General features: G+C 52.9%; 13 protein-coding genes. 9 read left to right on the forward strand and 4 right to left on the reverse strand.

Features of this window, described 5'->3' with window-relative positions:
* Positions 1-21: 21 nt before the first annotated feature.
* Together KTH89_RS21555 and KTH89_RS21560 are read right to left on the reverse strand one after the other, a co-directional pair.
* Positions 22-1,689: a response regulator gene (locus tag KTH89_RS21555; protein WP_238723053.1), complete on the reverse strand. Its 1,668-nt coding sequence runs from the start codon at positions 1,687-1,689 to the stop codon at positions 22-24.
* A complete protein-coding gene (locus KTH89_RS21560) occupies positions 1,686-3,494 on the reverse strand; it encodes a cache domain-containing sensor histidine kinase (RefSeq protein WP_238723054.1) in 1,809 nt (602 codons plus the stop codon). The genes KTH89_RS21555 and KTH89_RS21560 overlap by 4 nt, the downstream gene beginning before the upstream one ends.
* 302 nt (positions 3,495-3,796) lie before the next feature.
* On the opposite strand from KTH89_RS21560, the gene KTH89_RS21565 reads away from it, so the two are divergent.
* From KTH89_RS21565 to KTH89_RS21590, 6 genes are all read left to right on the forward strand, one after another.
* Entirely contained in the window at positions 3,797-5,188 is a 1,392-nt protein-coding gene (locus KTH89_RS21565) for an ABC transporter substrate-binding protein (RefSeq protein WP_238723055.1), read from the forward strand.
* Between the two features lie 132 nt (positions 5,189-5,320).
* The gene (locus KTH89_RS21570; RefSeq protein ID WP_238723056.1) at positions 5,321-6,196 is read left to right on the forward strand and encodes a carbohydrate ABC transporter permease; all 876 of its coding nucleotides are present in this window, start codon (positions 5,321-5,323) and stop codon (positions 6,194-6,196) included.
* Positions 6,196-7,014 (forward strand): carbohydrate ABC transporter permease, encoded by an 819-nt coding sequence (locus KTH89_RS21575; protein ID WP_238723057.1) that lies wholly within the window; start codon positions 6,196-6,198, stop codon positions 7,012-7,014. Before KTH89_RS21570 ends, KTH89_RS21575 begins: the two co-directional genes overlap by 1 nt.
* A gap of 6 nt (positions 7,015-7,020) precedes the next feature.
* A complete protein-coding gene (locus KTH89_RS21580) occupies positions 7,021-8,511 on the forward strand; it encodes a glycoside hydrolase family 28 protein (RefSeq protein ID WP_238723058.1) in 1,491 nt (496 codons plus the stop codon).
* Between the two features lie 32 nt (positions 8,512-8,543).
* Complete coding sequence (locus KTH89_RS21585) at positions 8,544-9,431, forward strand: glycoside hydrolase family 43 protein (RefSeq protein WP_238723059.1); 888 nt, start codon at positions 8,544-8,546, stop codon at positions 9,429-9,431.
* Between the two features lie 90 nt (positions 9,432-9,521).
* A complete protein-coding gene (locus KTH89_RS21590) occupies positions 9,522-11,705 on the forward strand; it encodes a glycosyl hydrolase family 28 protein (protein ID WP_238723060.1) in 2,184 nt (727 codons plus the stop codon).
* A 74-nt stretch (positions 11,706-11,779) separates the two neighbouring features.
* Here KTH89_RS21590 and KTH89_RS21595 read toward each other — a convergent pair whose 3' ends face one another.
* Together KTH89_RS21595 and KTH89_RS21600 are read right to left on the reverse strand one after the other, a co-directional pair.
* Positions 11,780-12,643 (reverse strand): sugar phosphate isomerase/epimerase family protein, encoded by an 864-nt coding sequence (locus KTH89_RS21595; RefSeq protein ID WP_238723061.1) that lies wholly within the window; start codon positions 12,641-12,643, stop codon positions 11,780-11,782.
* A gap of 16 nt (positions 12,644-12,659) precedes the next feature.
* Positions 12,660-13,541: an AraC family transcriptional regulator gene (locus KTH89_RS21600; protein WP_158348217.1), complete on the reverse strand. Its 882-nt coding sequence runs from the start codon at positions 13,539-13,541 to the stop codon at positions 12,660-12,662.
* 256 nt (positions 13,542-13,797) lie between these two features.
* Between KTH89_RS21600 and KTH89_RS21605 the strand changes: the two genes are divergently transcribed.
* Genes KTH89_RS21605 through KTH89_RS21615 form a run of 3 tightly spaced genes read left to right on the forward strand, consistent with a single transcriptional unit; the run spans position 13,798 to position 16,676 of the window.
* The gene (locus KTH89_RS21605) at positions 13,798-14,637 is read left to right on the forward strand and encodes a sugar phosphate isomerase/epimerase family protein (protein ID WP_238723062.1); all 840 of its coding nucleotides are present in this window, start codon (positions 13,798-13,800) and stop codon (positions 14,635-14,637) included.
* A 6-nt stretch (positions 14,638-14,643) separates the two neighbouring features.
* Positions 14,644-15,660 carry a Gfo/Idh/MocA family protein gene (locus KTH89_RS21610; RefSeq protein WP_238723063.1) on the forward strand — a complete coding sequence of 339 codons (1,017 nt, stop codon included), beginning with the start codon at positions 14,644-14,646 and terminating at the stop codon, positions 15,658-15,660.
* A complete protein-coding gene (locus KTH89_RS21615; RefSeq protein WP_238723064.1) occupies positions 15,657-16,676 on the forward strand; it encodes a Gfo/Idh/MocA family protein in 1,020 nt (339 codons plus the stop codon). The genes KTH89_RS21610 and KTH89_RS21615 overlap by 4 nt, the downstream gene beginning before the upstream one ends.
* Positions 16,677-17,132 lie beyond the last annotated feature (456 nt).

Consider the following 17,132-nt stretch of genomic DNA (forward strand, 5'->3'; position numbering starts at 1 on the left):
ATGAATTCAGGGAAATAAATGTTACAAGCGTTTCAGATATTCCGTGGGCGTGCAGCCCATTTTCTTTTTAAAACATTTCAGGAAATAAATATAATCATTAAAACCGCTCTTGGCCGCCACATCCCGGATCGGGAGATTTTCGCTGCGCAGAAGGCGGGTGGCGTGGTTTAAACGTACCTGCATCAGATAATCCGGGAAGCTTACGTGAAGCTCCTGCCGGAACAGCTTGCTCAGATAGACGCTGCTGATATGGATGCGGGAGGCCGCCTCGGACTGGGACAGCGGTTCCGCGAAATGTTCATGGATATAATTCAGCGCCTGCCGCATATATACGGATAATTCCGGGACCTCCCGCTTTTGCAGGAGATCAATCAGACGGTCGAAGAGGGAGGCGATCCACTCCTGTACGGTGGACAGGGATTGGAAGTCGTACAAATATTGGCCGGACAGCGTATCATCGTCATAGATTTCCTTAAAATTAACGGCCTGTTTTTTGCAGATCTGATTCAGCAGCCCCAGCAGATCCGTGAAGGCCATCTGCGTGACCGGCAGGGGAGGCTTTTGCCTGCGGATATCGGTGAAAATCTCATCCAACAGCTCATGGGCTTTTTGGGAATCCCGTTGGAGAACTGCTTCCGTCAGCGCGTTTTCCCTGCTGATGCTCAGAAAATCGAAGTCGGATGAGGCGCTGGTCCCATTTTCCCGGGTGAAAATAGAGCCGGGTTCGTAATAGAACTTCTGACGGAGATTTTCCTCCGCCTGACGGTAGGAAGCCGGCAGATCCGCAGGATGAATGCTTAAGGGGCCAAGGCTGAAGCTTACGGACAGGTTCAGGAACTTTTTCATGCAGAAGGTAATGCGCCCGATCGTATTCTGAATGGTATCGTGGATGGCGCTCTCGCTCCGCGTAGAGCCAAAGCTTAAGATCATGGCGTATTTTTCATTGGAAATATGGCACATGGCGCCGTTTTCCTGATCGGTGAGTATCTCGGTAACGATATTTACAATAGAAAATGAGATCAGGTTATTGTTGGCCAGATCCCTGGCCTGATAATCGTCGATACACATTAACAAAGGCAGCATGCGAAGGGGCTTTAAGGGGAGGGCCAGCACTTTGCAATGGGCCTGTATTTCCCCGGGATCGGAATAAAAACCGGTCAGCAGGTGGATGAGAAAATCCTGGCGCAGGGCTACCAGATTATTATCCGTCAGCCGGGAAGGGGCTGAACGGTCCTGCAGGCCGGCGGCCGCTTTTTCCAGAGCGGACAGAAGACTTTGCGGCGTCAGGGCGTGTTTTAACAGATAATCCATCGCGCCGCCTTTTAAAGCGCCCCGGACATATTCGTAGTCATCATAATTGCTGAGGGCGATAAACGGGATGCGGGGCGTCAGCCGGTTTATCTCTTCACACAGCATGAGCCCGTCCATTTCCGGCATCTTCATATCGGACAAAAGGATATCCGGGCGGGCCGACGTAAGCTTATCCAGCGCTTCTTTTCCATTGGAGGCCTCCGCGCACAACACAAATTTCTGCTTTTCGGTTGAAGTCTGCGCTCCGGTCCACTCTCCGGTTGAAGTCTGCGTTCCGGTTAAAGTCTGCGCCCGGGTTAAAGCGGGAATCTCCACATTTAACATATATTTCAGTGTGGTGCGCATCAGGACTTCATCGTCTACGATCATCACATTCATGTAAAATCACCTGCACTCTCTGCTGTAAATAAAGGGAACGACAGCTCCACGATGGTATACAAATCAGGCTTGCTGTTGATAGTAAAGGACTGGCGGCTGCCGAACATCAGCTCCAGCCGGCTGCGGATATTGGCAATCCCGATGTGGGAGGAATCGCTGTCCAGGGCGTGGGACAGGGTGTTCTGCTCCTCCTGGGTCAGCCCTTTACCGTTATCTTTGATCCTTATGTATAGCAGATCTTTATCTTGGAATATGCGGATCTGCAGGTAACCTGGCCGGGTGACCGGTGCGATTCCGTGCAGCAGGGCATTTTCCACCAGGGGCTGGAGCAGCAATTTGGGAATCAGGTAATCGTTCAGCGCGTCGTCCACGGCAAAGTAACTGGTAAATTTCCCATTGAACCGGTATTCCTGAATTTCCAGGTAATGTTTCAGATATGCGGTCTCCTCCGCCACCGTTACATATTTCCGGGGGCTTAGATTCACGTGGAGCATATCGGAGAGGGCCTGGGTGACGCTCTGGATATTTTGCGCTCCCTGGACGGTGGCCAGAAACTTTATGGTGTTCAGGGTGTTGTACAGGAAGTGCGGGTTGATCTGAGCCTGGAGGGCTTTTATTTCCAGATTCCGTTTTTCATTTTCCCGTTTGCGGATATCTTCGATCAATTCCCGGATTCTTCCGATCATGTAGGTGATCTGGCGGTAAAGCTGGCCCACCTCATCTTTGGTCTGTATCGTGATGTTAAGTTCCAGCTGGTCGGAATCGATCTTACTGACGGCAGTGGACAGGCGGGTCAGCTTCCGGGTGATGATGGAGATGAACAGGGTGACGGTAATAATAAAGACTACGGCGCACACCAGCGCGATACGGAAGACCACAGCCCGGGTGGTCATAAAGTCTTCGAGAATATTCTCATATGGTACGAAGCCGATCACGGTCCAGTCGGTGATCGAAGCGTTCTGCTCGATAACCAGACAGTCCCGGCCGCCAAGCTCTGTGGTAAAATAGCCGTCCTTCCGATGCGGGGACGTGGTTAGAAGATTCAGCTCCTGAGCGGTCAGTATCTGCTTTTCTTCCTCCAGCGGGAAGATCACGCTTTCCGTATCCGGGTCCAGGATTAACATAGAATAGCCGTTCACATTCTGCACATTGAACATGTCTTCCAGGAGGGAACACTTGATGTCGGCTGTCACGATTCCGATGACCTGTCCCTGATGCTGTATTTTTCTCGCAATGGAAAAAACCAGATCCCCGGGATAGCCGCCTGCGGGGTCGTAATAGTGGGGAGGGACAAAGAGCAGATCCCGGTCGGATTGAATAAGTTCCTGAAACCAGGGCTGCGCCTGCAGATCCTTTCCGTTCATGAAGATTCCATAGGACAGGGTGTTCCCGTTCAGATCGCTGACGGCCAGCCCATTTAAGTAAGATTTAAAATTACATAGACTGAAGATATAATCTTCCGCGTCGCGCCGGTATTGGAGCAGTAGCTGATCGTCCTCGTTTTCATTCATAAGGTAATTGAAGATCCGGGAGTTCAGCCCGAAACTCATATTGCTGGAGATCAGGGCGGTGACGCTGTTGATGTCTTTTAAGGCGGTGCCGAAGTTGTTGTTGGACACCTGCATGATGGAATAAAGATCCCGGGACGCGGTCTCGGAGGCCTGGCTGGTCATCCGCTGTGTCCAGACCCGGGTCACGATTCCGGCGAACAGAAAAAACAGGCAGACTGTGACGCAGAGCAGCTTCCATGTGAGACTGTGGAAAAACAATAAAGTCTGTTGTTTGATATTTGATTTCAATTTCATAAACTCCGCCCCCAAGTGCTGTCGTCCATCGCACTTTTATACTATAATAGAGTGAAGGGGGACATGTCCAATCCGGTTTGGGACATGTCCGTTCAGAATGGACATGTCCCAAACCGGATTGGACATGTCCCCCTTCACAACTTCATTATACATAGGAAGAGTCAGGCGTGCAATGTGGGGACCGACACTTTATAAAAACAGACAGTCCAGTTTAAAAAATGACAATTCAATGGCCCGCCGGGGAATCTATAATAAATACAACGAAGCGGTTTGATCGTTAAACTATGAAGGAGGATATGAGAATGAAGTTAAAACGAGTGATGAGTCTGTTAGTTACTGCGGTGATGATCTGTTCCCTGGCGGCCTGCGGCAGCGGGAAGGAAGCGGCACCGGCTGAAAAGGAGGAAGCCGCAGCCCCTGCACCGGCCGAAACCCCGGCACAGGAGGAAGAAAGCGGCGGAGAAGAAGTAAAGACGCTGACGATGCTGACCTTTACCGAGTGGTATACGGACGGATGGGCGGCCCTGGACAAATATATCAATGAAAATGCCGATGAACTGGGCTTTAAGCTGGATATCCAGAAGATCGCCGGAGGTTCCCAGGGGGAAGAGGTAGTGAAAGCCCGGTTTGCGACCGGTGATCTGCCGGACATTATGCAGAGCTACGGAGCCAAATGGATCGACACACAGGTCAATGCGCTGGATAAAATGGTGGATATGGAATCCCTGCCCAGCGAGTCGGAGTATGACCCGGCGACTATGGAAGAGGGCGGATACCGCTACAACGGGAAGCTGTACGGAATGCCCATCGGAACGACCAGCCTGCTGGGCGTGTTCTATAATAAGGACGTGTTTGAGGAAGCCGGCGTAACCGAGGTGCCAAAGGACTGGCAGGGATTCCTGGATACCTGTGAAAAAATCAAAGCGGCCGGGAAGGTTCCTCTTTATTATTCCGGAAAAGATGCGTGGACGCTGCAATGCTTTAATCATTTCGGGTTCAACAAAGAAGTGTTTGACAGTGGATTAAGCTATACGGAATTCTGGGATGAAATGAATACGAACAAACGCCACTATGCGGACTGTACGCAGTTTAAAGAAGCGATCGAAAGATCCAAGGAAATGCTGGATAAGGGCTATGTGCAGGAGACCTACCTGTCCGACACCTATGATATGGCGCAGACGGCGCTGGCAAAAGGGGAGGCGGCTATGTATATCAACCCGTCCAACGTGCTGGACGAGATCGCCAACAAATATCCGGAAGCTATGGAAAATATCGGCGGCTTTGCCCTGCCTCTCTATGAGGACAGCCAGAATTATACCTGTCTCTCTCTTCCGGGAGCGCTGGGCGTGACCACCAGCTGCAAAGACGTGGAGGCCGCAAAGAAAGCCATTGATTTTATCAGCTCCGCGAAAGCGCAGCAGATCTATGCCGACGGCGTGGCCGGTGTGTATCTGAACAAAAATGTGACTTGTACGCTGACCCCCGCCCTGCAGGATCTGGTGGATCTGATGCAGAATGGCAAATCCATCGCGCTGTGGCAGGGAGCAGGTAATAATTATGGCTACGGAGATTTCGGAGCAATGGTTCAGGATTATTATGTGGGCTCCAAGACCGTAGATGACCTGCTGAAAACCATGGACGACGAAACCGCGAAAAATGCTATCGCGGCCGGTGACGCGAACTGGAATAAGTAGGCCGGCGAATCCGGTTACATACACCCGGAACGTAGATGAGATGACAAGAAAAGGTCCTTCTGCCCAAAAGAAAAGAGGGGCCTTCTCTGTTGATACAGCGAATCCGCCGGGACTGGAAAGGGGCTCTTAATATTGAAACGAAAAAGTATCTATTCCTATTGGATGCTGTTACCGTGTCTGGCTATTTTCGGGATATTCTTTATGCTGCCTGCCGTCATGGGCGTGGGATTTTCTTTCCTGAATATCCGAAACGTGGACTTCTCTACGGCCACCTTTGCCGGTATCGGGAACTATAAAAATGTACTGACGGACAGCGGCATGAACATCGCGATCAAAAATTCTTTTATTTTCGCCTTTGTCACCACGGTTCTGAAGGTGACGCTGGGCCTTCTGCTGGCTGTGCTTTTGAACAATAAACTGAAAACGACAAATTTTATGAGAACCGTATTTTTCTTACCGGCGGTTTTGAGCAGTGTGGCAGTGGGTCTGATCTTTACGGCTATGATGCATCCGACGAACGGGATCATCAATGTGGCGCTGCGGGCGGCCGGCCTGCCGATGCTGGCGCAGAACTGGCTGACGGACCCGAAACTGGCGATCTTTTCGGTAGCTTTTGTGGAGGTCTGGAAATGGACCGGATTTACCATGGTGATCCTGCTGGCCGGCCTGCAGTCCATACCGGAGCACTATTATGAGGCGGCCAGAATCGACGGCGCTACCGGCTGGCAGAAATTCCGGTATGTGACATTCCCGCTGATTATGCCGGCATTTACCAACGCGCTGGTAGTGAATCTGATCGGCGGGCTGAAAGCCTTCGACGTGGTGCAGACCGTGACGGGCGGAGGACCGGGAACGGCCACGGAAGTGTTTGGCACGCTGGTGTACAAATCATTCGGCAGCGGCCGTTATGGGGAGGGCTGCGCCGCCAGTATCATCCTGTGCGTGGTGATCCTGATCGTGGTGCTTCCCGTATACCGGTTCCTCACTGGTAAGGAGGTAGAAATGTAATGGCAAAGAAAGTAACCGGAATGGCAGCGGAGATCTTCGCGCTGATCTGCAGCCTGTTTATGCTGGTGCCGTTCTACATGATCCTGATCAATTCCTTTAAGAGCAAGGAAGGGGCCGCGCTGGTGAATCTGTCATTGCCGGACGAGTGGCACATTGTGGAAAACTACACGGAAATGTTCAGGGAGGGGGGATTGGGGCTGGCGTTTCGAAACAGCGTGCTGCTGACCGTTCCAAGCGTCCTGGTCATCATCTTTGTAAGTTCGCTGGCGGGCTTTGTACTGCAGCGCAGGGTGAGTAAGGCGTCGAAAAGGCTGCTGATGCTGATCCTGATGGGATTATTCATACCGGGCCAGATCATACCGACCTATTTTATCTGTTACTATATGCATGTCCGGACGTTTTTGGCCGCGGGACTCGTGCTGATTGCGTCCAATCTTTCCATGGGAGTCTTTTTGTATACCGGATATTTTAAGAGTATTCCAAGAGAATTAGATGAATCGGCAATGCTGGACGGCTGCAATGGGCTTCAACTGTTCTTCCATATTATTTTCCCGCTGCTCAAACCGATTACGGTTACCCTCTTTATTATTACTTTTATGGGTATTTGGAATGATTTCGGGACGACGATTTATTTTCTGAACAGCTCCAGGAACTTTACCTTAACGCTGACGATCTATAATTTCTTCGGGGTACACAGCTCGGACTGGAACCTGGTGTTCGCAAATGTCATCGCGGTATCCCTGCCGGTGATTATCGTATACTTTATGGCGCAGAAGCAGATCATGTCCGGTATGACTTCCGGAGCAGTGAAGGGGTGAGGAAAGATGAAGACTGAAGAAATACAAAAGCCCGGCGAGCCGCTTGAGTATATGAGACACGGGGCGGACCCCGCCGGCGCTTATGCGGATAACCTGGCGGTGTCCGGGGAGTGGCGCGTGTACGCCGGGGAAATGGAGATTCCGGTCTATTCGGTGCCGGTGACGCATGGAGGCCCCCATAGTTTCTGCCAGATTCTGACGGAACAGGAGAATACAGCCCTGTGTGTAACGATGCATTGTCTAAGAGAGGTCCGCAGCGCCAGGATTCACACCCTGAAAGGGGATATTCCGTTTCAGATACAGGGAAATGAGATACGGGGAAAGGTTACCGGACACGGGTATCTGACCGTGGAGATCAACGATAAAATCTATGCGCCGCTGACCGTTATTATACGACCGCCGCTTAAGGATGAAAAATACGGTGAAAGAAACGGCGGCCCGTGTTGTGGAAAATATAGTGAAGCACAGGAGACAGAACAGCGGGTACGCATTTACAAAGCGGGAATCCATGAAGTGGAGTCCGTGGAGTTAAAAGACAATGAGACGCTGTACCTGGAACCCGGGGCGGTCCTGCGGGCGGTGCAGCCCGCGCCGGACGAAGTGCCGGAGACAGAAGAAGACTGGGCCGGAATCCCCAATTACGCGGACTTTATCCGGGCGGATAACAGGAAGAATATAAAAATAATCGGCTACGGTATCATCGATCTGTCCGGTCTAAGCTGGCACGCCCGCCGGACGCTCCGGCTCACGGGATGCGGGAACGTGGTGGTGGACGGGCCTGTCCTGATCGGCGCCGCCCACTGGACCACGGCCCTGTTCCGCTGTGAAAATGTGGAGGTGCGGAATCTGGTAATACTCGGATACCGCCAGAACAGCGACGGCATAGACATCGTGAACTGCCGGAACGTCCATGTGGACAACTGTTACATCAGAACCGGGGATGACGCCATCTGCGTCAAATCTATGGAAGCGCCGCCGGTATGCGGCGGTGAGAAAATTCTGGTGGAGAACTGTACCGTCTGGGATGATAAGGTGCGGGGAATCGGAATCGCCGGGGAGTCCAAAAGCGATATCCGCGATGTCGTCTTCCGGGACTGCCTGGTGCTGCACGGGCTGGCGGACTGGGCATATGAGCTGGGCGCGTTGTGCATCACCCTGTGCGACAGCGGTACGGTGTCGGATATCCTCTTTGAGAACATCCGCATTCTGCAGGAAAGCGCCTGCGCGATCAACTGCATGCTGTACCGGGACCGGTGGTCTACGGACACGGAGGCGGGCCATATCCGCGGCATTCGGTTCCGGAATATCCGCATGCCTGAGAATTCACCTATCCGTATATGGGGCTACGATGAAGAGCATGAGGTGGAAAATATCCGGTTGGAGCAGATCGATAACGGCGGGGAGCCATTGTGGATAGACCGGAATTCTTATGTGAAAAACATTAGCGTATCCGGAAATGAGGCATCGGATCAAGCGCCATCAGAACGTACCGGATAAATAAGAAATTTGTATCAGAAAGGATAGTTGCCATGCTGTCTGTAAATGACATACAGATTCGCGACCCGTTTGTGCTGACAGTCCCGGAGGAAGGATGCTATTACCTCTACGGAACGACGGATGAAGATCCCTGGAGCGGGCGCGCCCAGGGCTTCCGGGCGTACAAAAGCCGCGATCTGGAAAACTGGGAAGGACCTTATACGGTTTTTACTCCGCCCCCGGACTTCTGGGCGGACCGGAATTTTTGGGCGCCGGAGGTACACCGCTATCGCGGAGCTTATTATATGCCGGCCAGTTTTAAATCGGCAGAGCACAGAAGAGCGGTACATATTCTGTGGAGCCGGAATCCCTTAGGCCCGTTTCTCCCGCTTTCCCCTGAACCGGTCACGCCGGAGGGATGGGAGTGCCTGGACGGAACGCTGTATTGGGATGAGACGGATTCTCCCTGGCTGATATTTTCCCATGAGTGGACCCAGATCCATGACGGGGCCATGTGCTGTATGAGACTGACGGAGGATCTGAAAGAAGGCTGCTCCCGGCCCGCCGTAATGTTTCGGGCCTCCCGGTCTGGATGGAGCATCAATGACACCGGTGACGTGGTAAAAGGCGAGGGAGAGAATTATGTGACGGACGGGCCCTATATTCTGCGCCCAAAAGATGGAGGCTTACTGCTTCTGTGGTCCAGTTATTCCGCCACGGGCTATTCGATCGGGACGGCGTACAGCGGCAGCGGCAGAATCACAGGGCCATGGAGCCATGCGGCAAAACCGTTTTTTTCGGCGGACGGAGGCCATGGTATGGTGTTCCCCACGCTGGATGGCAGGATGATGCTGGCGATTCATCAGCCGAACAGGACGCCCTGTGAACGGGCCCGTTTCATTCCGGTCCAACTGCTGGAGAGGGATATCAAAATATTATAGGGCGGATCAGGCCAAGATGAGCGTAAAGATTACCATAAACCTTATTTCGAAAGAAATTGCGGCGCTTGGGGTGCGCCGGTGGAGGCAAAAATGAAAAATGTAAATAAAAAAGAGTTTTGCTTGCGAAACTCTCCGCCTGCGGCGGGCCGTGTAAGCGGCATCTTCTTTCCCGCCGCAGTGCGATCACCCGGAGGGCTTTTTTATTCCATAGGCGTATTTTCCTATGGAATAAAAAAGACGGCGCTGGCCGCCGTTGTATGCGCAATGGTAAGTTTTATGACAGCGGGCGCGGCGTGGGGAGAGGAAGCCTATACGGTAAACGAACCGATGGAGCGGGCATATGAGCCGCTTGTAAATGTGTATGAAAAACCCGATGCCATGCCGGAAAAATACAGTTCTTCGGATTTTCAGGTGCAGGCGGGAGGTCTGGACATTCCGGTCTACGTATCCGGGAACAACGCATGGGGGAATCCTGTGTCCTACGGGACATTCGAGAGCACCGGGCCGGTTGAAATTCAGATCAGCGCTCAGGTTCCATTTACGGATTACGCATTGCTGCCGGAATCTCTGGGGTTAAGCGGACAGCGGGCGGGTAATAAAGTGACCTTTACCGCGCAGCCCGGAACAGATATCACATTTTTACCGGACAGAAACTATAATGGGAGAGTGCTGCACTTGTTTGTCCGGGAACCTCTCACGGATATCCCGGATATACAGAGTGATCAAGTGATCCACTATGGGCCGGGATATTATGATCTTTCCGGCCGGCCGCCGTTAATGCTCCGGACCGGCCAGACACTCTATCTGGAAGGCGGCGCTGTCTTGCGGGGACGGGTTCTGGTTCAGGACGCGGATCACGTTACCATATGCGGCCCCGGGATTCTGTTGAACGATTATGTAAGCCAGGACAGTTATGACGGGGTGGCGGTGGCGCTGAAAAATGCAAATGATGTGACGGTCCGGGACATTACCGTCATCCGCGATATGAATTCCTGGATTTCCTTTATGTGGAAATGCAGTAATGTTACTGTAAAAAACTACAAAGCAATCAATGCGAGATACGCATCCTCCGACGGATTCAATGTGGCAAACTGTCAGGGCGTGCTGTTTGACGGAAGCTTCATTCACTCCTGCGACGACAGCGTGGCCATCAAAGGGACGGGCAACAACGGATACAACCCCGCGGAGGATCCCTCCCAGGCTCTTCCCACCAGCAATATTACCTATCAGAATTCCCAGCTGTGGAGCGACGCCAACAATGCCATCGGCATCGGGGCTGAAACCCAGGCCGGCTATTTTGATCAAATCCGGTTTCAGAATATCGATATCCTGCGTAATTATGACGATCTGAATTATCCGGATCAGCTGACGGAGCGCTCAGCGATCAATATATGCGCGTTGAACGCCACGCAGATTCAAAATGTGACATTTGAAGATATCCGGGTGGAGAAAGCAAAACGGCTGATCAATATCACGATGGAAGACAGCTTCTGGTTCGGAAGCCTGGCGGGAAACTGGCAGTGGCCCGGTTCCATACAAAATGTCACGTACCGCAATATCACATCCAAATCCGACGGTTCCAACCAGATCCGGATATCCGGTCATGACTCGAATCATCTGATATCGGATATTCATTTTGAGAACATAAAGATTCAAGATACGCCGTTGACGGATTTTGACACAGACATTTTTTCCGTAAATTCCTTTGGAAAAAATATCCGTCTTGTATTGGATCTGCACCCGGAGGGCGTCACCGCAGACGGTCCCATAACGGCTCCGTCCAACCGTTATCAGGCGGCGGAACAGCTGTCGGATACGCAAGGGGGAAACGGCTGGTATTACCGGACCTGGCAGGCAGGCGTCGGTACCCTGGATATGGCCTGGAATCCGGATGGTTCCAATCATTGGCGTGGGCCGAAACAATGGGACGCCATCTGGGCGGAACAAGGACAGCTGCTGTTTCATCCCGATGAGACACAGATCCTGCTGGACTGGAAAGCGCCCAGAAGCGGCGTTATATCAATCAGCGGGACGGTCAGGAAATATGCTTCGGAGGGAGGAGACGGTGTCAATGTCAGCATCTGGAAAAACGACCGGATGATCTGGCCTGTCAACGGAGCGTGGCAGACGATCGACTTTGACGATACGGCGGGGGTGGCCGCCGAGGTTTCCACCAGCGTGGTTTCGGATGATGTGATATCGTTCCGGGTGGATAAACGCGGGAATACGGCCTATGATTCGACGGCGTGGACACCGACGATTATCTATGAGTAACCAATAAATAAAAGGCATCTCCCATAAACAAAGCGGCCGGAAAACCAATCATGTTTTCCGGCCGCAGTCTGTTCTTATTCCGTTCTTGTTCCCAGCAGCTCTTGCACCTTCCGGACGCAGCCCTGTATCTCTTCGAAGCAGTCGTTCAGCGTCTCCCGCTCGATGGTCAGATATCCGCTGTAGGAGATATCCCTCAGAGCCTTGAACCACAGGGGAAGATCCACATCGCCCTCTCCCAGTGGAGTCTCAATAAAATAATCGCTTAAACGCATATCCCCGATACCGCCCTCGGCAAAGTAACGGTAGATCACGGCGGGGTCCGTCTGTTTTAACATCTTCCCATCCTTCACATGGGTATGCACAATGCGGTCCGCTAACAGGCGGACGCCCTTAATGGGGTCATCCCCGGTCACCATGACCAGGTTCGCCGGATCGTAGTTGACTCCGATAGAGGGACAGTCAAGCCCTGTCAGAAAATCATGCAGCACGGATGTGGTCTCCGGGCCTGTCTCGATGGCCAGACGGACTCCGCAGGCCCCGCACAGTTCGTCTATTCTTCGGCAGGCTTCCGCCAGGACGCGGCGGACCGAAGACGCGGGGTCCGCGGGGATAACGCCCAGATGGGTGGTTACCGTGCGGCAGTTCAGCTCGCCGGCCCATTTTATCATACGTCCGGTCTTGGCGATCCGCTCCGGGTTATCCTGGGGGATGGCGAAACCGTGGCCGCCCAGGTCGGCGCAGACGGCGCTGATCTCCAGGCCGCTTTTTTGCAGGGCTTTTTCGAACTCCCGGCGTTCGGACAGGGACAGGCGGTCCAGATCCAGAGGGCCGACGCCTGCATAGAATTGGACGGCATCGGCTCCGGCTTCGCGGGCCAGAGTCAGGGCTTTTAACGGTTCCGTTCGGAAAGCTTCCAGCATTACTCCTATTTTATTCATGATCTACTCCTTTCTTTCAGCGCCGCAGGGATAAGGCATATTCCGTGGGGGTCATTTTCGTCTCTTCTTTGAACCGTCTGGAAAAATAATAGATATTATCATACCCTGTCAGCTCCGCGATCTGCGTAAAGTTGTGATTGCTCTCCCGGATCAGCCGCTTGGCTTCGCTGATCCGGACTTTCGTCAGGTAGGCGATGACGGAGGACCCGGTCTGATCCTTGTAAGTGCGTTTTAACTGGGAGACGCTGATGTTGACCTGGGCGGCCAGTGCTTCCAGTGTGAGCTTCTCGGCGTAGTGGCTTCTTATGTAGGACTGCACCCGCTGCACGATAATCGCGTGGTTCTGCAGGGCATTGGAGCCGATCCGCCTTTCCCGGATGCCGATTCCGTCCTGCCTCCGGTATATCAGGATGAAGAGCTGTTCCAGGCTGGTTTTCAGCAGCTGATCGCTCCCGAAGGGCGCGTTGGGATTTTTCTGCATATTGATCCCCGGCGCTGACTTTTCAAAAAATTCATAAGCGGACTCGGATTCCGTAACGACCCGGAGCAGGCACTCCTTTTCAAACGGATTCAATAGGAGGATCTTATTGCGGAAATAATCCATGCACGGGCTGTCGCAGCAGAAGGACACGACAATAATGTTGGCTGTAGAGTTCCGTATTGTCTGCAGGTCATGGTATTCTCCCGGGCAGTGAAAAGCCATCTCTCCTGTTTTTAGCAGATACCGCCGTCTGTCGGCCGTAATAATGAGTTCCCCCTTATCCACATAGACAAATTCCCAGAAATCATGGCTCTCCCCTTCAAAAATGTAATTTTTAGGCAGGACGTAATACGAGATATTGACAATATCCGTGATAAATACAACGGTTTCTAATTTTAATTTATAGTATTGTTGCATATTTGTCCTCCTTTTTTTGAAATATGGTCTGATTCTGTAAATTTGCGGACGTTTATTGTAAAGTGCAATTCTTAAAAAGAGTTTATAATTAGAGTTATCAAAAGTATATACTTTTCAGCCAAACCTGTAAATAGTGTTCACACAGTCAATTAGGAAAAACCGTATTCAGGCCGAATACCAAAAGAAAATGAAAAGCAAAAAGCAAAGCAAATGGCAAAGCAAATAGCAAAGCAAAAAGAAAAGAAGGTGGATTATTATGAAAAAAGCAATCAGTATCTGGTCATTTTCCGGGCAGCCTCTGAGAACATGTATGGAGCTGGCCAAGGACGCGGAATTTGACGGAATCGAGCTGGCCATGGATGGGACCGGGGAGTTGACGCCGGATACCACGGACGAGGAATTGAAACGGATTTTAAAAGATTCCCGGGAGACAGGCATTCGGATTCACAGTATCGCCAGCGGCCTGTATTGGGATTATTCCTTTACGTCGGATGAGGAAACCGAGAGGGAACGGGCCGTAGAACTGGCCATGCGCCAAATTCAGATTGCCAAAACACTGGAAGCGGATTCGGTATTGATCGTGCCGGGCGCCGTAGGCGTTGATTTTCTACCCGACCGGGCCGTGGTGCCTTATGACGCGGCATATGACCGGGCGCTTCTGGCGTTTCAAAGGCTGGCACCCGCAGCGTCGGAGGCGCAGATCCAGGTCGGCATCGAGAATGTGTGGAATAAGTTCCTGGTATCCCCGTTGGAAATGCGGAACTTTATCGACCAGGTGGACTGCCCGTACATAGGCTCCTACTTCGATGTAGGAAATGTGGTGTATAACGGATATCCGGAGCAGTGGATCCGGATTCTGGGCAAACGCATCAAGAAGGTGCATTTTAAAGATTACCGAAGAGCGGCAGGCGGACTGCACGGGTTCGTGGATCTGCTGGCCGGTGATGTGGACTGGCCGGAAGTGATGCGGGCCTTCCGGGATATCGGGTATGACGGTTATTGCACCGCGGAAATGCTTCCGCCCTACACCTGCTGGCCGGAACAGATTCTCTATAACACGGCGGCCTCTATGGACCGCATCTTTGGAAAGGAGTAAATTCTTATGTTGAAAATTGGATTAATCGGCGCCGGATATATGGGCGGAATGCACACTGCCTGCTATCAGGCCCTGATGGAAGAGGATGTTAAAGTTACCGCGGTGGCGGACCTGCGGCCGGAATATGCCAAAGCTGCCGCTGAAAAATTTTCCGCGCAGATCTACCAAGAGGGCATGGACCTGATCGAGCAGGCGGACGTGGATGTGATCGATATCTGTCTACCCACCTACCTTCATACCAAATATGCCGTAGCGGCTATGAAAAAAGGCCGGGCCGTATTTATAGAAAAACCGGTATGTTTAAGCCCCGATGAGATGGAGCTTCTTCTGGCCGCGCAGCGGGAGACCGGTGTTCCTGTCATGGTAGGACAGTGCATCCGGCTGTGGAGCGAGTATGCCTGGCTGAAAGAGGCGGTGGAAAATAAGACCTATGGGGCGCTGCGCTCCGGGGTCTTCAAGCGGATCAGCCCGCTTCCCGGATGGGCGTGGGAGAACTGGCTCCACCGCCCCGAGTGCTCCGGTACCGTTGCTATGGATATGCATGTGCATGACGTGGATTATGTGCGCTATCTGCTGGGTGATCCCCTGGAAGTAACCGCCCGGGCGGCCAGGGATTCCGAAGGCGTCATCCAGCAGATCTTCGCCACCTACGGATATGAGGATGCGGCCGTCACCGTGGAGGCCTGCTGGGATTATCCGGACGCGTTCCCGTTTACCATGGAATACCGGGTTAAATTCGACGAGGCCACTGTGGTATTCGATTCCTCCGCCACCCCCTCCCTGGCGGTCTATCCGAAGACCGGCGGACGGATCATCCCGGAGCTTGATAAGGAGTTCGAGAGCGAAAATGATATCGGCGGAAATATTTCTTCTCTGGGGGGTTATTATAACGAGCTGCGGTATTTTACGCAGGGTGTGAAAAACCATACCCCTCTGACCATAGCCACGCTGGAGGAGGCCATCCGTTCCGTCCGGCTGGTGCTTCAGGAGATCGAACTGGCGGGAGGTATGAGACGGCCATGAGAAAAACCTATGGCGTGGCGCTGATTGGCTGCGGACATATGGGGGAGGCTCATCTTTCTCAAATTTATTACAAAGAAAACGTGAGGTTAGAGTATGTGTGCGATCTGGACGAGGCGAAGGCCCTCAGCTTTCAGAAACGGTACGGGGCCGGCCGCTTCTGCACGGACAGCCGGGACTGTATCTCTTCTCCCCGGGTCGATATCGTAATTATCGCTACGTATCCCAGCACCCACCTGGAGCTGGTGCGGCAGTGCATCCTTCATCAAAAGCATGTGATCTGCGAGAAACCGATCGCGCCGGATCTGGAGGAAGGCCGCCGGTTCGTCCGGCTGGTCAGGGAACATCCGGAGTGCAAGGTGCTGGTGGGCCACATACTGCGGCACAATGCCACCTACCAAAAGGTAGCGGATATGATCCGCTCCGGCGCCATCGGCAGGCCCATCGTTTTTCGGATGGTACAGAATCATCACACCATGGACTGGGAAAAATACCTGGCAATATTAAAAGAAGCTTCGCCGCTTCTGGACTGCGGGGTTCACTACGTGGATGTCGCGCAGTGGTTCACAGGGGCCCGGGTACAGCGTGTGTCTGCATCCGGTTCCAGAACGGAGGAAGATGTTCCGAAGGATTCCTTTAATTACGGTTTTATGACCCTGGAACTGGACGACGGCTCCGTAGGCTATTATGAGGCCGGCTGGAGCAATACGTTTTCCTCGGATAATCTAAAAGAATTCGTCGGCCCCGGGGGAAGCATCCGGATTATCTACCGGAAAGACCGGCAGACCCACCAGGAGGAAGGCGATCTGATCGAATATTACAAATATCCGGAGAAAGAGTACGAGATGATTAATCTCCAGAGCGACCGCAAACCCACCGGAGCACAGTTTGACCATCTGATCCGGATGATTGAGGAAGGGTGCGAGGCGAACCCGACCATTGAGGAAGTTTTCGAAAGCTTTGAAGTGTGCTGCAATGCCCAAAAACAGGTGCTGGATAAATTAATGCTGCGGGAGTGAAGTTCTTCCTCGGGGTTGGGGATGGCCGCTGCTTTGGGCCGGGGTGTGTACCGGTTTCCGGGGGTGCCTTCGGCGGCCGGGCGGTTTGGTGTCTCCCCGGGATCGCGGAGGACTTGCGCTGGCATTCGCTAAGTGGAACCGGAAAGCCGGGTTCAGGATGCACGGCGGACTTCACGTCCGACGGGCAAGAGCCTCTGAACCGGGGGCTGTAGCACTGACTTAGCGTTCTTCCACGGGGCTTCCTATGCCCGCTGCTTAGGGCTTGAAACCGTGGGCGGTATCCGGGGATACTACGGGCGGCCGGGTTCTTTTGTATCTCCCTGGGAGCGCGGAGGGCTAGCGCTGGTCCCCGCTAAGGGGAATCGAAAAGCCGGATTCAGGAACCGAGCCTATTCACCAGGAACACCTGATGTGTTCCCGGTTCAGAGGCTCTTGCCCGTCGGACGTGAAGTCCGC

The organism is Diplocloster agilis (genome assembly GCF_019042275.1).
Lineage (GTDB): Bacteria > Bacillota > Clostridia > Lachnospirales > Lachnospiraceae > Diplocloster > Diplocloster agilis.